This window comes from Streptomyces sp. NPDC102270, assembly GCF_044766405.1.
Classification (GTDB): domain Bacteria; phylum Actinomycetota; class Actinomycetes; order Streptomycetales; family Streptomycetaceae; genus Streptomyces.
In genome coordinates, this window is record NZ_JBIWLX010000012.1 from 258,936 (window position 1) to 277,182 (window position 18,247).

At 70.7% G+C, this 18,247-nt stretch carries 18 protein-coding genes and 2 pseudogenes; 9 read left to right on the top strand and 11 right to left on the bottom strand.

Annotation, left to right across the window (positions count from 1 at the left end):
• Positions 1-789, top strand: a complete 789-nt coding sequence (locus tag ACIRP7_RS26225) for a maleylpyruvate isomerase family mycothiol-dependent enzyme (protein ID WP_403664139.1) — start codon at positions 1-3, stop codon at positions 787-789.
• 55 nt (positions 790-844) lie between these two features.
• On the opposite strand, the gene ACIRP7_RS26230 is transcribed toward ACIRP7_RS26225, so the two are convergent.
• The 7 genes from ACIRP7_RS26230 to ACIRP7_RS26260 all read right to left on the bottom strand — a co-directional run bounded on the left by ACIRP7_RS26230 (position 845) and on the right by ACIRP7_RS26260 (position 7,560).
• Complete coding sequence (locus tag ACIRP7_RS26230) at positions 845-1,537, bottom strand: LAETG motif-containing sortase-dependent surface protein (RefSeq protein WP_403664142.1); 693 nt, start codon at positions 1,535-1,537, stop codon at positions 845-847.
• A gap of 147 nt (positions 1,538-1,684) precedes the next feature.
• A complete protein-coding gene (locus ACIRP7_RS26235; RefSeq protein WP_403664145.1) occupies positions 1,685-2,806 on the bottom strand; it encodes an LOG family protein in 1,122 nt (373 codons plus the stop codon).
• 36 nt (positions 2,807-2,842) lie between these two features.
• Positions 2,843-3,262, bottom strand: coding sequence for a VOC family protein (locus ACIRP7_RS26240; RefSeq protein ID WP_403664148.1), 420 nt, complete (start codon positions 3,260-3,262; stop codon positions 2,843-2,845).
• Positions 3,263-3,370: 108 nt separating this feature from the next.
• Positions 3,371-4,708 carry a hypothetical protein gene (locus ACIRP7_RS26245; RefSeq protein ID WP_403664151.1) on the bottom strand — a complete coding sequence of 446 codons (1,338 nt, stop codon included), beginning with the start codon at positions 4,706-4,708 and terminating at the stop codon, positions 3,371-3,373.
• Positions 4,690-5,430 (bottom strand): ABC transporter ATP-binding protein, encoded by a 741-nt coding sequence (locus tag ACIRP7_RS26250; protein ID WP_403664153.1) that lies wholly within the window; start codon positions 5,428-5,430, stop codon positions 4,690-4,692. The genes ACIRP7_RS26245 and ACIRP7_RS26250 overlap by 19 nt, the downstream gene beginning before the upstream one ends.
• A gap of 203 nt (positions 5,431-5,633) precedes the next feature.
• Positions 5,634-6,998 carry an aspartate aminotransferase family protein gene (locus tag ACIRP7_RS26255; protein WP_403664156.1) on the bottom strand — a complete coding sequence of 455 codons (1,365 nt, stop codon included), beginning with the start codon at positions 6,996-6,998 and terminating at the stop codon, positions 5,634-5,636.
• Between the two features lie 19 nt (positions 6,999-7,017).
• The gene (locus ACIRP7_RS26260; protein WP_390001786.1) at positions 7,018-7,560 is read right to left on the bottom strand and encodes an Lrp/AsnC family transcriptional regulator; all 543 of its coding nucleotides are present in this window, start codon (positions 7,558-7,560) and stop codon (positions 7,018-7,020) included.
• Between the two features lie 170 nt (positions 7,561-7,730).
• Between ACIRP7_RS26260 and ACIRP7_RS26265 the strand changes: the two genes are divergently transcribed.
• The 6 genes and pseudogenes from ACIRP7_RS26265 (at position 7,731) to ACIRP7_RS26290 (ending at position 12,362) form a co-directional block, all read left to right on the top strand.
• The gene (locus ACIRP7_RS26265) at positions 7,731-9,170 is read left to right on the top strand and encodes a gamma-aminobutyraldehyde dehydrogenase (RefSeq protein ID WP_266390398.1); all 1,440 of its coding nucleotides are present in this window, start codon (positions 7,731-7,733) and stop codon (positions 9,168-9,170) included.
• Positions 9,171-9,416: 246 nt separating this feature from the next.
• Entirely contained in the window at positions 9,417-10,607 is a 1,191-nt protein-coding gene (locus ACIRP7_RS26270; protein ID WP_403664160.1) for a spermidine/putrescine ABC transporter substrate-binding protein, read from the top strand.
• A 94-nt stretch (positions 10,608-10,701) separates the two neighbouring features.
• Positions 10,702-11,091 carry a hypothetical protein gene (locus tag ACIRP7_RS26275; RefSeq protein ID WP_403664163.1) on the top strand — a complete coding sequence of 130 codons (390 nt, stop codon included), beginning with the start codon at positions 10,702-10,704 and terminating at the stop codon, positions 11,089-11,091.
• Positions 11,024-11,215, top strand: a pseudogene (locus ACIRP7_RS26280) (RHS repeat domain-containing protein); the annotation flags it as partial. The gene ACIRP7_RS26275 and the pseudogene ACIRP7_RS26280, both read left to right, overlap by 68 nt.
• A 153-nt stretch (positions 11,216-11,368) precedes the next feature.
• The gene (locus tag ACIRP7_RS26285) at positions 11,369-11,791 is read left to right on the top strand and encodes an SRPBCC family protein (protein WP_403664420.1); all 423 of its coding nucleotides are present in this window, start codon (positions 11,369-11,371) and stop codon (positions 11,789-11,791) included.
• A 43-nt stretch (positions 11,792-11,834) separates the two neighbouring features.
• On the top strand, positions 11,835-12,362 hold the full coding sequence (locus ACIRP7_RS26290) for a hypothetical protein (protein ID WP_403664166.1): 528 nt from the start codon (positions 11,835-11,837) through the stop codon (positions 12,360-12,362).
• Here ACIRP7_RS26290 and ACIRP7_RS26295 read toward each other — a convergent pair.
• Positions 12,355-13,487 (bottom strand): annotated as a pseudogene (locus tag ACIRP7_RS26295) (serine hydrolase domain-containing protein). The gene ACIRP7_RS26290 and the pseudogene ACIRP7_RS26295 sit on opposite strands and share 8 nt — an antisense overlap.
• 222 nt (positions 13,488-13,709) lie before the next feature.
• Between ACIRP7_RS26295 and ACIRP7_RS26300 the strand changes: the two are divergent.
• Positions 13,710-15,389 carry an RNA polymerase sigma factor gene (locus tag ACIRP7_RS26300; protein ID WP_403664169.1) on the top strand — a complete coding sequence of 560 codons (1,680 nt, stop codon included), beginning with the start codon at positions 13,710-13,712 and terminating at the stop codon, positions 15,387-15,389.
• Here ACIRP7_RS26300 and ACIRP7_RS26305 read toward each other — a convergent pair.
• Positions 15,334-15,750, bottom strand: coding sequence for a winged helix-turn-helix transcriptional regulator (locus ACIRP7_RS26305; protein WP_403664172.1), 417 nt, complete (start codon positions 15,748-15,750; stop codon positions 15,334-15,336). The genes ACIRP7_RS26300 and ACIRP7_RS26305 overlap by 56 nt on opposite strands.
• An 82-nt stretch (positions 15,751-15,832) precedes the next feature.
• On the opposite strand from ACIRP7_RS26305, the gene ACIRP7_RS26310 reads away from it, so the two are divergent.
• Positions 15,833-16,426 (top strand): NADPH-dependent F420 reductase, encoded by a 594-nt coding sequence (locus tag ACIRP7_RS26310; RefSeq protein WP_403664175.1) that lies wholly within the window; start codon positions 15,833-15,835, stop codon positions 16,424-16,426.
• Here ACIRP7_RS26310 and ACIRP7_RS26315 read toward each other — a convergent pair.
• Positions 16,423-17,136 (bottom strand): glycerophosphodiester phosphodiesterase, encoded by a 714-nt coding sequence (locus tag ACIRP7_RS26315; RefSeq protein WP_403664178.1) that lies wholly within the window; start codon positions 17,134-17,136, stop codon positions 16,423-16,425. The genes ACIRP7_RS26310 and ACIRP7_RS26315 overlap by 4 nt on opposite strands.
• A complete protein-coding gene (locus ACIRP7_RS26320) occupies positions 17,133-18,179 on the bottom strand; it encodes an adenosine deaminase (protein ID WP_403664181.1) in 1,047 nt (348 codons plus the stop codon). Before ACIRP7_RS26320 ends, ACIRP7_RS26315 begins: the two co-directional genes overlap by 4 nt.
• Positions 18,180-18,247 lie beyond the last annotated feature (68 nt).

The window sequence follows — 18,247 nt, forward strand, 5'->3', positions numbered from 1 at the left end:
ATGAGCCCGCTGTCACACGATCGCTACTGCGACGAGATCACCCATCAAGTCGGCCTGCTGAGGGCCGTGGTGACCTCCGGGGCCGATCTGTCCGGGACGGTGCCGACCTGCCCGGACTGGTCGTTGCAGCGGCTGGTGCGGCACACCGGGGGCGCCCTGCGCTGGGCGGAGTCGATGGTGCGGACCCGGGCGCGGGAGGCAGTTGCCGACGACAAGGTGCCGCTGGGGGAGGGGCCCGAGAACGCCGCTGACCTGGACGCGTGGCTCGCCGAGACCGGCGAGACGCTTGTCGCCACGCTCCGGGAGGCCGGGCCGGACGCCGCCGTGTGGTCCTGGGCCAAGATCCCCACCTCGGGGTTCTGGGCCCGGCGGATGGCCCACGAACTCACGATCCACCGTGCCGACGCCGCGCTCGCCGCCGGGCTGCCCTACGAGGTCGCCGCGGACATCGCCGCCGACGCGATCGACGAGTGGCTCCAGATCGTGGAGTTCGTGCAGCGGACCGTGGCGCACGACGGGGCGAGGGAACTGCGCGGCCCCGGGCGCAGTATCCATCTGCACGCCACCGACGCGGTCGCCGAGCTGCACGCCGAGTGGCTGGTCGAGCTCACCGAGGACGGCATCGTCTGGCGGCGCGGGCACGAGAAGGCGACCGTCGAGCTGCGGGGGCCGCTGACCGCAGTCATGCTCGCCTTCTACCGGCGACTGCCGCTGGACCAATCGGAGTTGGAAGTCCTCGGGGAGCGGGAGCTGCTGGAGTTCTGGCTGGAGCGAACGACCTTCGGGTGAACAGGGCGGTGGCCCGCCCCCGTTGAGGGGACGGGCCACCGAACTGCTGTGGGTGTCAGCGGCTGCCGGCGCCACGGCGGCGCAGGCCGAAGAACACGGCGCCGCCACCGAGGGCGACCAGGGCGATCGCGATCCCGGCGATCAGGCCGGTGTTGGAGTTCGCACCGGTCTCGGCGAGGTTGGAGTCGCCGGCCGCGGGCGACGGGGCGTTGCTCTCGACGGTCGCCGGGGCGGTGGTGCCCTCGGAGGCCGACGGGGTCGGGGTCGGGGACTCCTCGGCCGGGGTGCTGGCGGAGTCCGACGGGGTGGGCGTGGGCGTCGGGGTCGGCGTGTCCTCGGTCTTGCAGGCGGTCGCCGGGGTGGTCAGGTTGGGCTTGATGTCCTCGCCCTTGATGTAGGGCAGGGCTTCGACGTGGATGCGGTACTCCGCGTTGGGCGCCCAGTCCTCCTCGAAGGTGATGGTGGTGCCGGCCTTGGAGCCCTTCACCGTCTGCTCGCCGACCTTCTTCGCGTCGGCGCCGTTGTTCTGCAGGTACACCGAGACGGTGGCCTCGACGCCGGCCTTGTCCACGTCGGTGACGGTGATGACGCCCTTGCCGCCGTCGCACTTGGCTTCGGCGGAGAACTCACTGATGTTGCAGGCAAGGGCGTTGCCGGAGGCGCCGAGCACGATCGCGGTCGAGGCGGCGGCGACGCCGAGGAAGCGCGCGGCGCGGGAGGTGCGGCGGGATATGGGCGTGAATGCCACGTTCATCCTTCACGGGGTGCGCAAATGCGGGGGGTTGAAAGGTTGGTGATACGACATCACCAACCCCACGAGTCTCACAGGTCTATAAGCGCTGCATAAGAAGTGTCAACGTGCAGGGGCCTTACAATCGTTGACTTTGCTTTCTTATTACACAGTGAGGCGTTTCAGCGCCGCCGGAGCGTCCTCGATCCGGTCGACCAGGGCGATGCGGGACTCCATCGACCGCTCCCGCGCGAGCGCCTGCAGCAGCGGCCAGGTGGGCAGCTTCTTCGTCCAGTGGACGCGGTCGACGAGGACCATCGGTGTGGGTTCGCCGCGCGACTCGTAGTAGTTGGGCGTCGCGTTGTCGAAGATCTCCTGCACGGTGCCGGCGGCACCCGGCAGGAAGACCACACCGGCGTTCGAGCGGGCCAGCAGGCCGTCCTCGCGGGTGGCGTTGGCGAAGTACTTGGCGATGTGCGAGGCGAAGGCGTTCGGCGGCTCGTGCCCGTAGAACCAGGTCGGGATGCCGACGGAGTGGCCGCCCCGGGGCCAGCGGGCCCGGATCCGGAACGCGGCGCGCGCCCAGTCGGTGATCGACGGGGTGAAGGACGGCGCCGCGGCGAGGAGTTCGCACGCCTCGTCGAGCATGGCGTCCTCGAAGGGGGCCGCGTAGGCGCCGAGATTGGCCGCCTCCATCGCGCCCGGGCCGCCACCGGTGGCCACGGTGAACCCGGCGCGGGTCAGTTCGCGGCCGAGGCGGGCGGCGCCGGCGTATTCGCGTGTGCCGCGGGCCATCGCGTGACCGCCCATCACGCCCACGACCTGGGTGCCGCGCAGGAGTTCGTCGAGGGCGTCGGAGACGGCGTCGTCGTGCAGGGAGCGGAGCATCGACGCGTATATGTCGCCGTCGGCCCTGGTGCGCTGGAACCAGGCGTAGGCGAGGGCGTCGGGAGTCTGCTCGTACCCCTTCTCCAGTCCGTCGAACAACTCGTCGGAGGAGTAGAGCAGTCCGCGGTACGGGTCGAAGGGCAGGTGCGGGACGGGCGGGAAGACCAGGGCGCCGTCCGCGCGGAGCTTGGCCGCGGCGTTCTCCCGCATCGGGCAGCCCAGGAAGACGGCTCCCGAGGTGTCGGTGGCGAGCAACTCCCGTGTGCGGTCGGTCAGATCGACGGACTGGACCCGGAAACCGGTGAGGGTGCCGCGGGCCGGTACGACCGCGTCGAACTCCTCCAGCGTCTCGATCTCACGGTCGTCGTGGTGTGCCGCATGGGCGGGGCTCGTCTGCACCCGCCCATGCTCGCACGCCGGGTTGCGGCCCGTGGGTCAGCCCTGGATCGCCGCCGGGTCCATCCAGATGACCTCCCAGGTGTGGCCGTCGAGGTCGTCGAAGGAGCGGCCGTACATGAAGCCGTGGTCCTGGGTCTCGCCGGCCGGGGTGCCGCCCGCCGCGAGCGCCTTGTCGACCAGCTCGTCGACCTCCGCGCGGCTCTGAGCGCTCAGCGCGATCAGGACCTCGCTGGTCGTCGTCGCGTCCGCGATCTCCTTCTTGGTGAAGGTCGAGTAGAACGGCTTCTTCAGCAGCATCGCGACGATGGTGTCGCTGATCACGACGGACGCGGCGTTGTCGTCGCTGAACTGCGGGTTGATCGAGTAACCGAGCTCCGTGAAGAACTTCTTCGAGGCGTCGAGGTCGTTCACGGCCAGGTTCACGAAGATCATCTGCTGGTACGTCGGCGAAGTCATCTGAGTCTCTCCCATCGGGGTGCGTGCTGTTCGGTGGGTTAGACAGGTGGGACCGGCGGAAGTCATCGGCGACCCGAGATTTTTTTCGTACGAGTTTCCGTGCCCGGTTCAGGAGGACAGGGGCAGGGCCGCCAGCTCGGCCACGATCAGGGTCAGCGGGCCGAAGAGTGCCAGCAGGGCACCGGCACGGAGGGCTGCCGCGCTGCGGAGCATCGTCGCGGGGGCACCGAGGCGGACGAGCGCGGCCGTGGTGTCCGACCGCGCGTGCTTCGCCTCCACGGCGGCGGTCAGAAGCGTGGCGAGCGTGCAGCTCGTCACGAGGAGCAGACCGAGGGTGGTGAGGGGCCCCACTTCGGGTCCTGCCGTGTCGTACAGGCTGGCCATGGCGTAGGCACCGGAGGCCACCGCGCAGACGATGCCCAAGGGGCGGCCGATACGGGTGGCTTCCGCCATGAGGACTCGTCCGGCGAGGAGGCGGAGGGCGCCGGGCCGGGTGGACTGGAGGAGACGGCCGCAGAGGTGGGTCAGGCCGGGCCCGGCGACGGCCAGGCCCACGGCGGTGAGCAGCCAGCCGATGAGGACGGAGGGGGCGCCCGCGAGGCCGCCGGGGAGAGGTGCCGCCGGGGTGGTGCCCTGACGGTTGGCGTAGGCCTCCACGGCCAGGCCCGCGGCGAGGACCGCGACGCCCCAGGGGAGGCCTGTGGGGGCTTCCCGGGGGAGTGGGGGCAGAGCGCTGTCCTGGCCGGGGCCCGGGGCCGGGTTCTCGTCGGTGGGGGTGGCTGCGGGGGTGTCGCCGCCCGGGACGCCGGGCTCACCGGCGGTCCGGCGCGCGCGGAATCGGCCGTACGCCCCGAAGGGCTCCCTGGCCGTCGTCCTGCCGTACGCCCCGAAGCGGCTGTACGACCGGGCCTCCCTCTTCGCCGCCGCCGGCCTGTCGTCCCGTGGCCGCAGGACGAGTGCCACCGTCACCGACGCGATCGCCGGGACCAGGCCCAGCAGGGTCAGGGCCGCCGGCAACGGGAGGGGGGCGCCCGCTGCCAGGAAGTCCGCCGCCGCTCCGTCGAAGGGCATACCCGTCAGGTCGCCGCGCAGATGCAGGAAGAACAGCAGCGCCAGCATCGAGCCAAGGGTGCAGGACAGGGCCGTCGTCGTGGCCGTGACGGCCATCAAGCGGGCCGGGCCGAGGCCGACCGCGGCGAGACCGGGGCGGGGGCGGGTGCCCGGGTCGGTGCGGGCGACCGCCAGCGCGAAGTGGACCGTCGCCGCCACGGGCGTCAGGCACCACGCCAGGCGCAGGGCGGCGCCGGACGGGTCCTCGGGATGGCTGATCGCGTGGCCGAGGGTGCACAGGAGGAGGAAGCCCGTGCCCGCCGAGGCGAGCGCCACCAGGAGGCGGCGCAGCTGTACGGCGGGACGGGCGCCCCAGGTCAGACGGAGAGCGAGCACGCGGTACGGCCTTCCGAGTCGGCCATCGGGGGCAGGTGCACGGTGTTCACCCGGCGTCCGTCCAGGAGGGTGACCGTGCGGTCCGCCAGGGCTGCGGTGTCGGCGTCGTGCGTCGCCAGGACCACGGTGATGCCGTGGGAGCGTGCGGCTGTCGTGAGCGTGCGCAGGACGTGCGCGCGCTCCGCCCGGTGCAGCGGAGCCGTCGGTTCGTCCGCGAACAGGACCGACGGGGCGGGGGCGAGGGCGCGGGCGACGCAGACGCGCTGGCGTTCCGACTGGGTCAGCTCGTGCGGGCGGCAGCGGGTCCGATCGCCGACGTCGAGGCGCTCCAGCCACTCCACGGCGGCCGTCCTGGCGCGCCGGCGGCCGGTGCCGCGCAGCATGAGGGGGAGGGCGGCGTTCTCCCAGGCGTTGAGCTCGGGAACGAGCACCGGGGACGGGTCGATCCAGCCGAAGCGGTCGCGGCGCAGGCGCTCACGGGTCATCGGGCCCATGGTGTGCACGGGCACGCTGTTGAACCAGACCTCGCCGCGCTGGGCCGGGGTGAGTCCCGACAGGCATCTGAGCAGTGCGGTCTTGCCGCTGCCGCGCGGCCCGCTGACGGCGAGGATCTCGCCCTCGCGCACTCCCAGGGAGACACCCTGCAGCGCCGGCGAGCCGTCGCGGTGGGTGAAGTGCAGGGAGCGTGCCCAGAGCACGTCGTTGTCCGGCGGGGCCTCCATGGGCGTACACCTCGTTCTGGTCCGTTGTGCCTTGCAATCCCCCGAGCGGGGGAACGAAAGCAGGGCCGATCGGTTACCAGGCACGCTAAGGAGGCGGGGGCAGGACGCCGTACAGCACACGGCCCGGGGTGCGTGCCTGTCACTCGGACGGGTGCACTCCGGGCCGTACAAGCCGCTCGGTCGCCGGGGGCTGGAGCCGGGGGCTAGAGCTTCGTCCAGGCCTCGGTGAGGGTCGCGCGCAGGATCTGCTCGATCTCGTCGAAGGTCCCCTGGTCGGAGATCAGCGGCGGGGCGAGCTGGACGACCGGGTCGCCGCGGTCGTCGGCACGGCAGTACAGGCCGTTGTCGTACAGGGCCTTGGAGAGGAAGCCGTACAGGACGCGCTCGGTCTCCTCGTCGTTGAAGGACTCCTTCGTCGTCTTGTCCTTGACCAGCTCGATGCCGTAGAAGAAGCCGTTGCCGCGGACGTCGCCGACGATCGGCAGGTCGTGCAGCTTCTCCAGGGTGGCGCGGAAGGCGCCCTCGTTGTCGAGGACGTGCTGGTTGAGGTTCTCGCGCTCGAACAGGTCGAGGTTGGCGAGGCCCACCGCGGCCGACACCGGGTGGCCGCCGAAGGTGTAGCCGTGCAGGAAGACGTTGTCCTCCTTGTAGAACGGCTCGGCCAGGCGGTCGGAGATGAGGCAGGCGCCGATCGGGGAGTAGCCCGAGGTCATGCCCTTGGCGCAGGTGATCATGTCCGGGACGTAGTCGAACTTGTCGCAGGCGAACATGGTGCCCAGGCGGCCGAAGGCGCAGATGACCTCGTCGGAGACGAGGAGCACGTCGTACTGGTCGCAGATCTCGCGGACCCGCTGGAAGTAACCCGGCGGGGGCGGGAAGCAGCCGCCCGCGTTCTGCACGGGCTCCAGGAAGACCGCGGCGACCGTCTCCGGGCCCTCGAAGAGGATCTGCTGCTCGATCTGGTCGGCGGCCCAGCGGCCGTACGCCTCGGGGTCGTCGCCGTGGATCGGGGCGCGGTAGATGTTGGTGTTCGGGACCTTGTGGGCGCCCGGGACCAGCGGCTCGAAGGGGGCCTTCAGGGCCGGCAGACCGGTGATGGACAGGGCGCCCTGCGGGGTGCCGTGGTAGGCGACCGCGCGGGAGATGACCTTGTACTTCGTGGGCTTGCCGGTGAGCTTGAAGTACTGCTTGGCGAGCTTCCAGGCGGTCTCGACCGCCTCGCCGCCACCGGTGGTGAAGAAGACCTTGTTGAGGTCGCCGGGAGCGTGCTGCGCGAGGCGCTCCGCGAGTTCGACGGCCTTCGGGTGGGCGTAGGACCACACCGGGAAGAACGCCAGTTCCTGCGCCTGCTTGAACGCCGCCTCGGCGAGCTCGACGCGCCCGTGGCCGGCCTGGACCACGAACAGGCCCGCGAGACCGTCCAGGTAGCGCTTGCCCTTGTCGTCGTAGATGTAGGTGCCCTCGCCCCGGACGATGGTCGGGACCGGGGAGTTCTCGTACGAGGACATGCGGGTGAAGTGCATCCACAGGTGGTCGTACGCGGTGCGGCTGAGGTCCTTGGAGCTCACGGTTATCGGGTCCTCACGGTTATCGGGTTCCCCACATGTAGGTCTGCTTCTTGAGCTTCAGATAGACGAAGCTCTCGGTGGAGCGCACTCCGGGGATGGCCCGGATGCGGCGGTTGATGACCTCCAGCAGGTGGTCGTCGTCCTCGCAGACGATCTCCACCATCAGGTCGAAGGAGCCGGCCGTCATCACCACGTACTCGCATTCGGACATGGCGGTCAGCGCGTCGGCCACGGACTCGACATCACCCTCGACATGAATGCCGACCATCGCCTGGCGCCGGAAGCCCACGGTGAGCGGGTCCGTGACGGCGACGATCTGCATCACGCCCTGGTCGAGCAGCTTCTGGACGCGCTGGCGCACGGCCGCCTCGGACAGGCCCACGGCCTTGCCGATCGCGGCGTACGGACGGCGGCCGTCCTCCTGGAGCTGCTCGATGATGGCGAGGGAGACGGCGTCCAGATTCGGGCTGCTGCCGTTCCTGGACTCGTGCCGGGCCTCGCTCCTGGACTCGCGGGAGTCCCTGGGGTCTGCGCTTCGACTGGCCACGAGCTCACTGTGCACGACGTCTCGTCGGTTTCGCAAGGTTGGGGCGATGAAATTCGTTGTTCACGTGACTGATACCTGCGGATTTCGCAGCCTTGACGCGATCGGGGGTGTTGAAAACGTGGGCCTGGCGATTAGGGTGGGTGTCTCAGTCAGTGGACAGTTTCAACCCCTCCAGGAGGCCGGCAGTGAGCACCGAGCTGCGTCGTCTGCGCAACTACATCGACGGTGAGTTCCGGGACGCCGCCGACGGGCGGACCACCGAGGTGGTCAACCCCGTCACCGGTGAGGCGTACGCGACCGCGCCGCTGTCCGGACAGGCGGACGTCGACGCGGCGATGGCCGCCGCTGCCGCCGCCTTCCCGGGCTGGCGCGACGTCACCCCCGCCGAGCGGCAGAAGGCCCTCCTGAAGATCGCGGACGCGTTCGAGGAGCGGGCCGAGGAGCTCATCGCGGCCGAGGTGGAGAACACCGGCAAGCCGATCGGGCTCACGCGGTCCGAGGAGATCCCGCCGATGGTCGACCAGATCCGCTTCTTCGCCGGCGCGGCGCGGATGCTGGAGGGGCGGTCGGCCGGTGAGTACATGGAGGGTCTGACCTCCATCGTGCGGCGCGAGCCGGTCGGGGTCTGCGCGCAGGTGGCGCCGTGGAACTACCCGATGATGATGGCCGTGTGGAAGTTCGCGCCGGCGATCGCGGCGGGCAACACCGTGGTGCTGAAGCCGTCGGACACGACGCCCGCGTCGACCGTGCTGATCGCGGAGATCATCGGGTCGATCCTGCCCAAGGGCGTCTTCAACGTCATCACCGGTGACCGGGACACCGGGCGCCTGATGGTCGAGCACCCGACGCCGGCGATGGCGTCCATCACGGGATCGGTGCGGGCGGGCATGTCCGTCGCCGAGTCCGCGTCCAGGGACCTGAAGCGGGTGCACCTGGAGCTGGGCGGCAAGGCCCCGGTCGTTGTCTTCGAGGACACCGACATCCCGAAGGCCGTCGAGGACATCTCCGTGGCGGGCTTCTTCAACGCCGGGCAGGACTGTACGGCGGCCACACGCGTGCTGGTGCAGTCCTCGATCCACGACGAGTTCGTGGCGGCGCTGGCGAAGGCCGCCGCCGACACCAAGACCGGGCAGCCGGACGACGAGGACGTGCTGTACGGCCCGCTCAACAACCCGAACCAGCTCAAGCAGGTCTCCGGGTTCATCGAGCGGCTGCCCGCGCACGCCAAGGTCGAGGCCGGCGGTCACCAGGTCGGTGAGAAGGGGTACTTCTACGCGCCGACCGTCGTGTCCGGTCTGAAGCAGGACGACGAGATCATCCAGAAGGAGGTCTTCGGTCCGGTCATCACCGTCCAGTCCTTCACGGACGAGGAACAGGCCGTGTCGTGGGCCAACGGTGTCGAGTACGCGCTCGCGTCCTCGGTGTGGACCAAGGACCACGGCCGCGCGATGCGGATGTCCAAGAAGCTGGACTTCGGGTGCGTGTGGATCAACACGCACATTCCGCTGGTCGCGGAGATGCCGCACGGCGGCTTCAAGAAGTCGGGGTACGGCAAGGATCTGTCGGGCTACGGCTTCGACGACTACACGCGGATCAAGCACGTGATGACGTCGTTGGACGCGTAGGTTCTCCGCCGCGGAGGCGTGGTTCTGCGGGTGGGTTTTCCGCTGCGGGTGCGTAGGGCCGGTCGCGTCCGCCCGGCGGTAGCCCGCATCGATACAGCCCCGCGCCTCTGCGGCGCTTTTGGGGCGCCGACCAGGTGACGGCTACGGGTCGCCGTGGCACCTGCTCGACAGGGTGTCCGCCGCAGCCCGTTCCGCTCGACGCCGCGTCGATTGTCGGCCCCTTGGCCGGGGCGGCATGCTGCGGCCATGCCACTCACACCGAGGACATCCCCGCTCTCCCGCAGGGCCCTGCTGCGCGCGTTCGGAGGGGCGGCGGTGCTGGGCCCTCTCGCCGGGTGCGGGGTGCCCGCCGCATACGTGGCCGCGAGCGACCGGGCCGTCACCGACCGCTCCGCCACCGACAAGCGGCTGAGCTGGGCGAACTGGCCGCTCTACATCGACACGGACGACGACGACTCGACGAGGCGGCCGACGCTGGACGCCTTCCGGAAGCGGACCGGCGTCGCCGTCGACTACGTCGAGGAGATCAACGACAACGACGAGTTCTTCGGCAAGATCAGCCCGGCGCTGATGAACCACCAGCAGACCGGCCGGGACCTGGTCGTCATCAGCGACTGGATGTGCGCACGGTTCGTACGGCTCGGCTGGGTCCAGGAGATGGACCGGGCCAACCAGCCGAACGTGACGAAGTACCTGGACCCGCTGCTGCGTTCACCGGCCTTCGACCCGGGCCGCGTGTACACCGTGCCGTGGCAGTCGGGGATCACCGGTATCGCGTACAACCGCAGGAAGCTGGGCCGCGAGATCCGGCAGGTGAAGGACCTCTGGGCGAGCGACCTCAAGGGCCGGGTCACCCTGCTCTCCGGTCTCGACGAGGCCTTCGCGCTGCTGATGCAGGGCAACGGCGTCGACATCACCCGGTGGACGGCGGACGACTTCGACGCGGTCTGCGACCAGGTCGAGACGTATGCCAGGAACGGCCAGATCCGCCGCTTCACCGGCAACGACTACACCAAGGACCTGGTCACCGGTGATGTCCTGGCCTGCCAGGCGTACTCCGGAGACGTGATCCAGCTCCAGGCCGACAACCCCGACATCCGTTTCGTCGTCCCCGAGGAGGGTGCGGAGCTCTGGTCGGACTCCCTGATGATCCCCGACCGCGCCCTGCACAAGGCCAACGCGGAGCGCCTCATCGACTACTACTACGCCCCCGAGGTCGCCGCGGAACTCGCCGCCTGGGTCAACTACGTCTGCCCCGTCCCCGCCGCCCGGGACGTCCTGGCCGCGTCGAAGGACGAGGACACCGCCGCCCTCGCCGAGAACCCCCTGATCTTTCCGGACGCGCGGACGCGTGAGCGGCTGGTGATCGCGCGGGACATCACGTCGAAGGAGCGGGAGGAGTACGCGAAGCGGTGGAACGTGATCGTGGGGTTGTGAGCGCGGTCAGGTGCAGGCGGTCAGGTGTAGTACGTGTCGAACGACCCGATCCACCAAGCGGCCAGTGGCAGGACGCACACCTGTTACTCCTGCCGTGATCCAGCAGCGGGCGAGGGCCGCCGCGCCGAAGGTCCACCACGCTGAAGTGGACCTACACCTACAACCCGAAGAGCGGTGCCATGGACTGCGGCGGTCTGCCCGGTCAGCGCTGCACCGCCACCGACCCCCGCGGCAAGAAGACCACGACCTGGGGCAGAAGACCGTCACCGACGGCCGCTCCACCACGACCGCCTTCGGCTACGACGACCGGGATCGCCTCAAGAGCCGGACGGCGCGTGGTTCCACGGCCACGTTCACCTATGACGACGACAACCTGGGGATCCGCACCACAGACGCGGGCACCTCGACCTTCACCTATGACGAGCAGAACCCGCGAACGAGTCCGCAATCTGCCCGGCACCGGCACCACGTCGATCACCTATGACGCGGCGGGCGACGTCGCCACCGCCACCGACTCCGCGGGCACCGTGACCTACGGGTACGACGACGCCGACCAGCTGACCTCGGTCACCGAACCGAGCGGCGCGAAGACGCAGTTCGAACTCAACGGCGACGGACAGGGCACGAAGACGCGGCCGGGACCCGTGTGGTGCGGCGTCCCGGCCGCCGGCCGAATCGTGTGTGCCGGCCCGACGGGGGTATCCGCTTCGCACCGCACCCGTCGGGCCCGGCCCCCGACCCAGCAGAAGGAGAGGTACCACATGTCCGCGTCCCTCGTGGAAACGGTCGATATCGAGGCTCCCGTCGCTGTCGCGTGGGCCCTGTGGAGCGATGTGACCCGGTGGCCGGCCTTTCTGAGCCACGTACGCATGGTGGAGCCGCTGGACGAGCGGCGGTTCGCCTGGCAGCTTCAACTGCCCGGCGCCGACAAGAACTTCGTCGCCGAGCTGACCGAGGTGATCCCCGAGGAGCGCATCGCCTGGCACACCGTGGAGGGGGTGCACCACGCCGGCGTGGTCACCTTCCACCGGCTCGGTGACACCGCGAGCCGGGTGACGCTGCAGATCGAGTACGACCCCAAGGGGTTCATCGAGCACCTCGGCGCGCTCACGAACCTCGACTCCGCACTCGCCAACTACGACCTCGGCGAGTTCCAGAAGCTGGCGGAGACCGCCGCCTCCTGACCAGCCTTTTGAACATGTTCAATTCCAGGCGTACGCTGCTGCCATGAGCGACAGAGCCGCCCAACTCAGGGGCATCCGCGTATGGCTGGCCTTCTTCATCGTCTGCCTGGTGCTCAGTGGGGCCACGGCCTTCCCCCTGGTCCACGAACTGCGCTGGACCGAGGACGTGTTGCGGCACCTTCCCGCGCCGGACGCGCTGACGGAGTGGATCGCGCGTGTCCGGCGCGGGCTCGACACCGCCGACTCCGACTACCCCTTCCTCCTCTACGGCACGGACTGGCTGGCCTTCGCCCACCTGGTCATCGCGGTCGCCTTCTACGGCCCCTACCGCGACCCGGTCCGCAACATCTGGGTCGTCGAGTTCGGCATGATCGCCTGCGCCGGGATCATCCCGCTCGCCCTGATCTGCGGACCGATCCGGGGCATCCCGTTGTGGTGGAGCGTGATCGACATGGCGTTCGGTGTGTTCGGAGTGCTTCCGCTGTACGTCGTACGGCGGAAGATCAAGCGGCTGGAGGCGCTCACCGCGCACACCGTCCCGCACCCCGCCCCCGCCGTGCCCGCTACCTGAGCGCGGCCGTGATGATCCGGCCGACGACCGGGTTCGCGCCCTCGCTCTTCGCGTCGGTGGAGTTGACCGAGTACACGAGGGTGCGGCCCAGGTCACAGGTGGTGGCGATCGCCGAGTTGTAGCCGTACCGGCCGCCGGACTTGACCCAGTAGACCGTCCCGCCGGACTCGAAGCGCTGGAGGCCGCCCGCGCTGTAGCTCGCGCCGATGATGCCCGACGGGACAGCGAACACCTCCTTCAGCTGCGGCCGCTCGACGATCCGGCCCCGGAAGAGGCCGGTGAGCAGCCGCTCCAGGTCCGCGGTCGTGGAGATCATGTCCCCGGCCGCGAACCGGTCCGCCTGGTTCCACTCCGTGACGTCCAGGAACTCCGTCGTCCCGTCGGCCTTCTTCACCGCCTGGTACCCCCGGTTGTGCGGGCCGAGGATGCGCGGGTCGGTGCCGGGGAAGTACGTGTCCCGCGTCCCGGCCGGAGCCGGCACCAGCCGGCCGGCCTCGGAGGCGTACGGCCGCCCGGTCACCCGCTCGATCAGCAGGCCGAGGAACGTGTAGTTGATGTTGAGGTAGTGCTGCTGCTTCCCCGGGCAGAACTCCGGTTCTTCGCACCCGCGGACGCGGCGACCCGCTCGGGGCTGAGCGTCTCGAAGCGGTGGGCGTAGACCTCCTCGAAGGTGTCGCCGAGACCGTCGGCGGCCGGGATGCCGCTGGTGTGGTCGAGCAGCTGCCGCACGGTGACCGGCCGGAACTTCGGGCCCAGGAGGCCGGGCAGGTGGTGCTGGACGGGCGTGGCCAGGTCGATCCGGCCCTCGGCCACCAGGCGCAGTACGGCCGCCGCCGTGACCACCTTCGTCGTCGAACCGGCCCGGAACCGCGCGTGCGGATCGGCGGGCCGCCCGCTCTCCAGATCGTGCACGCCCGAGCTGCCGTGCCGGTCGCCGTCCCTGCCGCCGACCCGGACCAGGGTTGCGGTGGCGTTCGCGTCGGGCAGCCCCGCGATCGCGGCGCGTTACGCCCTCGCGTCGGGGGCGGAGGCGGTGCGTGCGGTCGCCGGCGAGACCGGCAGGCCGGCGGTCAGGGGGACGGCGAGGGCGCCGGCGAGAAGGCTTCTGCGACGGAGGTCACGCATGGGTCGGCTCCAGGGGGTGTGGGATGTGTGTGATCATCCTGCGAGGCCGACGAGACGGCGGGATCGTCGGCGAGTAGGGCCCAGACCCTGATGGAGTCCCGAGCAACTTCCGCTGTGCGTAGGGGAGTTGCCGAGGGAAGCCCCCTAAGGGCGGAAAAGTGTTATCGCGGAGCCCTTCACTCCGTCTCCACGCGGGAAGGGGAACCGGCCGGAAAGGACGACGTGGACACGCGGCAGTGGCGCGACACCATCGCGGCGGCGCAGGACGGCGACCGGCGGGCGCTGGACGAGCTCGTCGAGGGCTGGCTGCCGCTGGTGTACAACATCGTGGGCCGCGCCCTGAACGGCCACGCCGACGTCGACGACGTCGTCCAGGAGACCATGCTGCGGGCCGTCGGCAACCTCGGCAGTCTCCGCGACCCGGACAGCTTCCGGTCATGGCTGGTCGCCATCGCCATGCGCCAGATCCGCGACCGGGCCCGCCGCAGGACCTCCGCCCCGCTGGACGAGTCGGCCGCGCGCGAAGCCGCCGACTTCGCCGAACTCACCGTGCTGCGACTCCAGTTGGAGGGACAGCGGCGCGAGGTCGCGGAGGCCGTGCGCTGGCTCGACGACGAGGACCGGCAACTGCTGTCGCTGTGGTGGCTGGAGGTCGCGGGCGAACTCACCCGGCGCGAACTGGCCGCCGCCGTCGGCATCAGCCGGCAGCACGCCGCCGTGCGCGTCCAGCGGATGAAGGAGCGCCTGGAGACCTCCCGCGGCATCGTCCGCGCCCTCGACGGCGCCTGCCCCGACCTGCGCGAACTCACCGCACGCTGGAACGGCCGCCCCGACTCGGTCTGGCGCAAGCGGCTGGCCCGGCACATCCGCGGCTGCGGCTACTGCGGGGACACCCACGAGGCCGTCGTACCCGCGGAGCGGCTGCTGGTCGGGATCGCGCTGGTGCCCGTCCCGGTCGGGTTCGCCCTCTCGCTGGCCCTCGGCGGCAAGACGGCCGCGGCCGCCACCGCCACGGTCGCCTCCGTGAGCTGGTCCGCCAAGGTGCTGGGCGCGCTCACCCAGCCCCTTGTCGCGGTCACCGCGGGGGCGACGATCGTCGCGGGCGGCACGTACGTCGTCACACGGACCCCGGACGTGCCGGCGCCGCGGGTGGCGGTCTCCCCCACTGCGGCGAGCACGTACCGGCCGCCCCCGGTGCCGGACACACCGTCGGCCTCGCCGCCCCCCTCTCCCTCCCCCTCCCCTTCCCCTTCGGCGACACCGGCGAAGACCGTCCGCTACGGCAGTGTCGTCGACGCCGTCGACCGGGCCCCGGACCCCGACACCCCGCCCGCCGCCCTGCCGCACCGGCCCGAGACCGGCATCACCAGCACCGGCGGCGCGCACGCCGTCATGAACCACCGCGGGGACAGCGTCACGCTCACCGGCCGGGGCTATGTCCTCGTCCGCTGGCAGATCTCGCCCCAGTACCGGGCCGGCGGCCTGGTCATGCCGTCCTGGACCGGCCTCAAGGGCGAGCTCTTCCACGTCGCCTCGGGCGGCGGCCGCCGGATGGACGATCCCGTCAGCGCCACGGACGCGAGCGCCACCGGAATGGGCAACTCCACCGTCGGCTACGCCGTCCCGCCCGCCGGCACCCAGCAGATGTGGCAGAACGAGTACTTCTACGTCGACGGCAGCGTCACCCTCACGGTCAACGAACGCGGCGCCGACTACGGCCTCAGCGTCTTCCCGTCCAGCTGGGACGCGGTGGACAAGGACATCACCACCGGCCCCGACCAGGGCGTCAAGCGCTACGGCCTGGTCCGCGACACGGGCCGGGACGACACCCCCGTGCCGCAGTACGTCACCCGGTCGACTCCCGCCGACCCGGCGACCGTCCCTCAGCGGTCCCGGGTGTAGGCGCGATATCGGCGCCGTAACGCTCCTGGGCGTCCATCACCTCGTCCCCGTGGTCGTGCGCCCAGACACCGAAAGCCTCGATCGGCGCGAGCAACGTCCGCCCCAGGGCGGTCAGTTCGTACTCCACGCGGGGCGGGGAGCCGCCGTACGCCCGGCGTGCGACGAGTCCGTTGAACTCCAGTCGGCGCAGGGTCTCCGTCAGCACCTTCTGGCTGATGCCGCCGATGCGTGCCCGCAGTTCGCCGGGGCGGCCGGGGCCGTCCTTGAGGGCCCAGATCACCACCGGGTTCCAGGTGTGGGAGACCAGGTCGAAGGCGAGGCGGGTGCGGCAGTCGGCGAGGAAGGCCAGGTCGGTGGTCACGTACCGAATGGTGCCCGAGCGGCTTCCTACTGTCGTGCCGGATCCGGAGAAACGGCAGTTCCGGCGAACAGCAGGAGGCGTCATGCGGGTGGGAATCATCGGCCGGGGCGGTATGGCGGACGCGTTGGGCACGCAGTGGCGGCGGGCCGGGCACGAGGTGGTCACCGGGAGCCGCTCGGGCGGGCTGCGCGAGGCGGCGGAGTCCGGGACGGACGCGGTGCTGCTCGCGGTGCCGTACGAGGCGGTGGTCGAGGTCGTCGAGCGGCTCGGGGAGGCGCTCCGGGGGAAGGTGCTGATCGACTGCACCAACCCGGTGGGCCGTGATTTCGGCCTGCTCACGGCGGGCGGGCCGTCGGCCGCCGAGCGCATCGCCGCCGCCGCACCTTCGGCGCACGTCGTGAAGGCATTCAACTTGTGCCACGAGGACGTCTGGCGGCTGACCCCGCCCGTCTTCGACGGCCGCCCCCTCGCGGTGCCGCTGTGCGGGGACGACGAGGGGGCCCTGACCGTCGTACGGCGACTCGTCCGCGATCTGGGCTGCGAGCCGCTGAACGCCGGGGGACTGGACCGGGCGGGCCTGGTCGAGGCGACCGCGGCGCTGCTGATCCGGCTGTGGGTGGGGGAGGGGGCGGACGCGCAGGCGATCTCGCCGCCGCGGGCGTACTCGGGGGCCTAACTCCTGTTCGCCTGTGCTCTCAGCGCGCAGAGCACGTCCACCCGGTTCGTCGTGATCGAGTCGACTCCCGCGGCGGCCAGGCGGCGCATCGAGCGGCGGGTGTCGGGGGTCCAGACGGAGACCAGGTAGCCGTCGGCGTGGATACGGTCCGCGAGGTCCCGGTCGATCAGGCCGAAACGGTAGTTGAGCCAGCGGGGCCTGACCGCGTCCAGGAGGACCGGGCGCGGGGGCGCGAGGGTCGTCCAGGTGAGCGCGATCTCGGCGGACGGGTCGGCCTCGCGGACGGCGAGCATGGCGGTGGCGCCGGCGCAGTAGTAGACGCGGTCCTGGGCTTGGTGCTCGCGGACCACGTCGACCACGCTGCGGGCGACCCGTACCTCTCTGGTGCCGGGCAGGTCGAGCATCAGGCGGCTGCCGCTTCCGTCGCCGCTGCCGGCGGTGGCTTCGAGGGCCTCCGCGAGTGTCGGCACCCGGCCGTCCGTCAGGCCTCGCACCTCGTCCGCCGACAGGGACAGCAGGGGGCGGTCGTGCTCCCACAGCCGCTTCAGCGTGTCGTCGTGGAGCAGCACCGGTACGCCGTCCCTGGTGAGACGTACGTCGATCTCCACCGCGTCCGCGCCCCGGTCGAGCGCGGAACGCAGGGAGCCGATCGTGTTCTCACGGACGCGGTAGGGGTCGCCGCGGTGTGCCACGGCCGTCAGTCGGGTCACTGTGTGAGCCAGTTTGCCGTGTACGTGTCGATCTCGTCCTTGATCCTCGTCTTGCCGGGCTCGTCGAGGAACGACGCGTCGACCGCGTTCTTCGCGAGTGCGGCGAGACCCTGCTCGTCGAGGTCAAGAAGCCGCGCCGCCACCGCGTACTCGCTGTTCAGGTCGGTGCCGAACATCGGGGGGTCGTCGGAGTTGATCGTGACGATGATCCCCGCCTTCACGAACTCCTTGATCGGGTGCTCGTCGAGGGTGCGGACGGCCCGGGTGGCGATGTTGGAGGTGGGGCACACCTCCAGCGGGACACGGTGTTCGGCGAGGTGGGCGAGGAGTGCCGGGTCCTGGGCGGAGCTCGTGCCGTGGCCGATGCGTTCGGCGCGCAGGTGGGTGAGGGCGTCCCACACCGTCTCCGGGCCCGTCGTCTCGCCGGCGTGCGGGACCGAGTGCAGGCCGGCGGCGATCGCCCGGTCGAAGTACGGCTTGAACTGGGGGCGGGGGACGCCGATCTCGGGACCGCCGAGGCCGAAACTCACCAGGCCCTCCGGGCGCAGGCGGTCGTCGGTGGCGAAACGGGTCGTCTCCTCGGCGGCCTCCAGACCGGCCTCGCCGGGGATGTCGAAGCACCAGCGCAGTACGGTTCCGAACTCCGACTCCGCCGCCTTGCGGGCGTCCTCGATGGCCTCCATGAACGCGCGCTCGTCGATACCGCGGCGGGTCGAGGAGAACGGGGTGATGGTGAGTTCGGCGTAACGGACCTGCTGGCGGGCGAGGTCCCTTGCGACCTCGTAGGTGAGGAGCCGTACGTCCTCGGGGGTGCGGATCAGGTCCACGACGCTCAGGTAGACGTCGATGAAGTGGGCGAAGTCGGTGAACGTGAAGTAGTCGACGAGTGCCTCGGGGTCCGTGGGGACCTGGGAGTCGGGGTGGCGGGCGGCCAGTTCCGAGACGATGCGGGGGGAGGCGGAGCCGACGTGGTGGACGTGGAGTTCGGCCTTGGGCAGGTCGGCGATGAAGGCGTGCGGGTTGGTGGTCGTCGGCGGCGTCATGGGGCCTCCCCTTGGTGGGCGCGGGGTGCGGTGATCGGCTGATCGGTGCGGAACATGTTAGGCGGGGT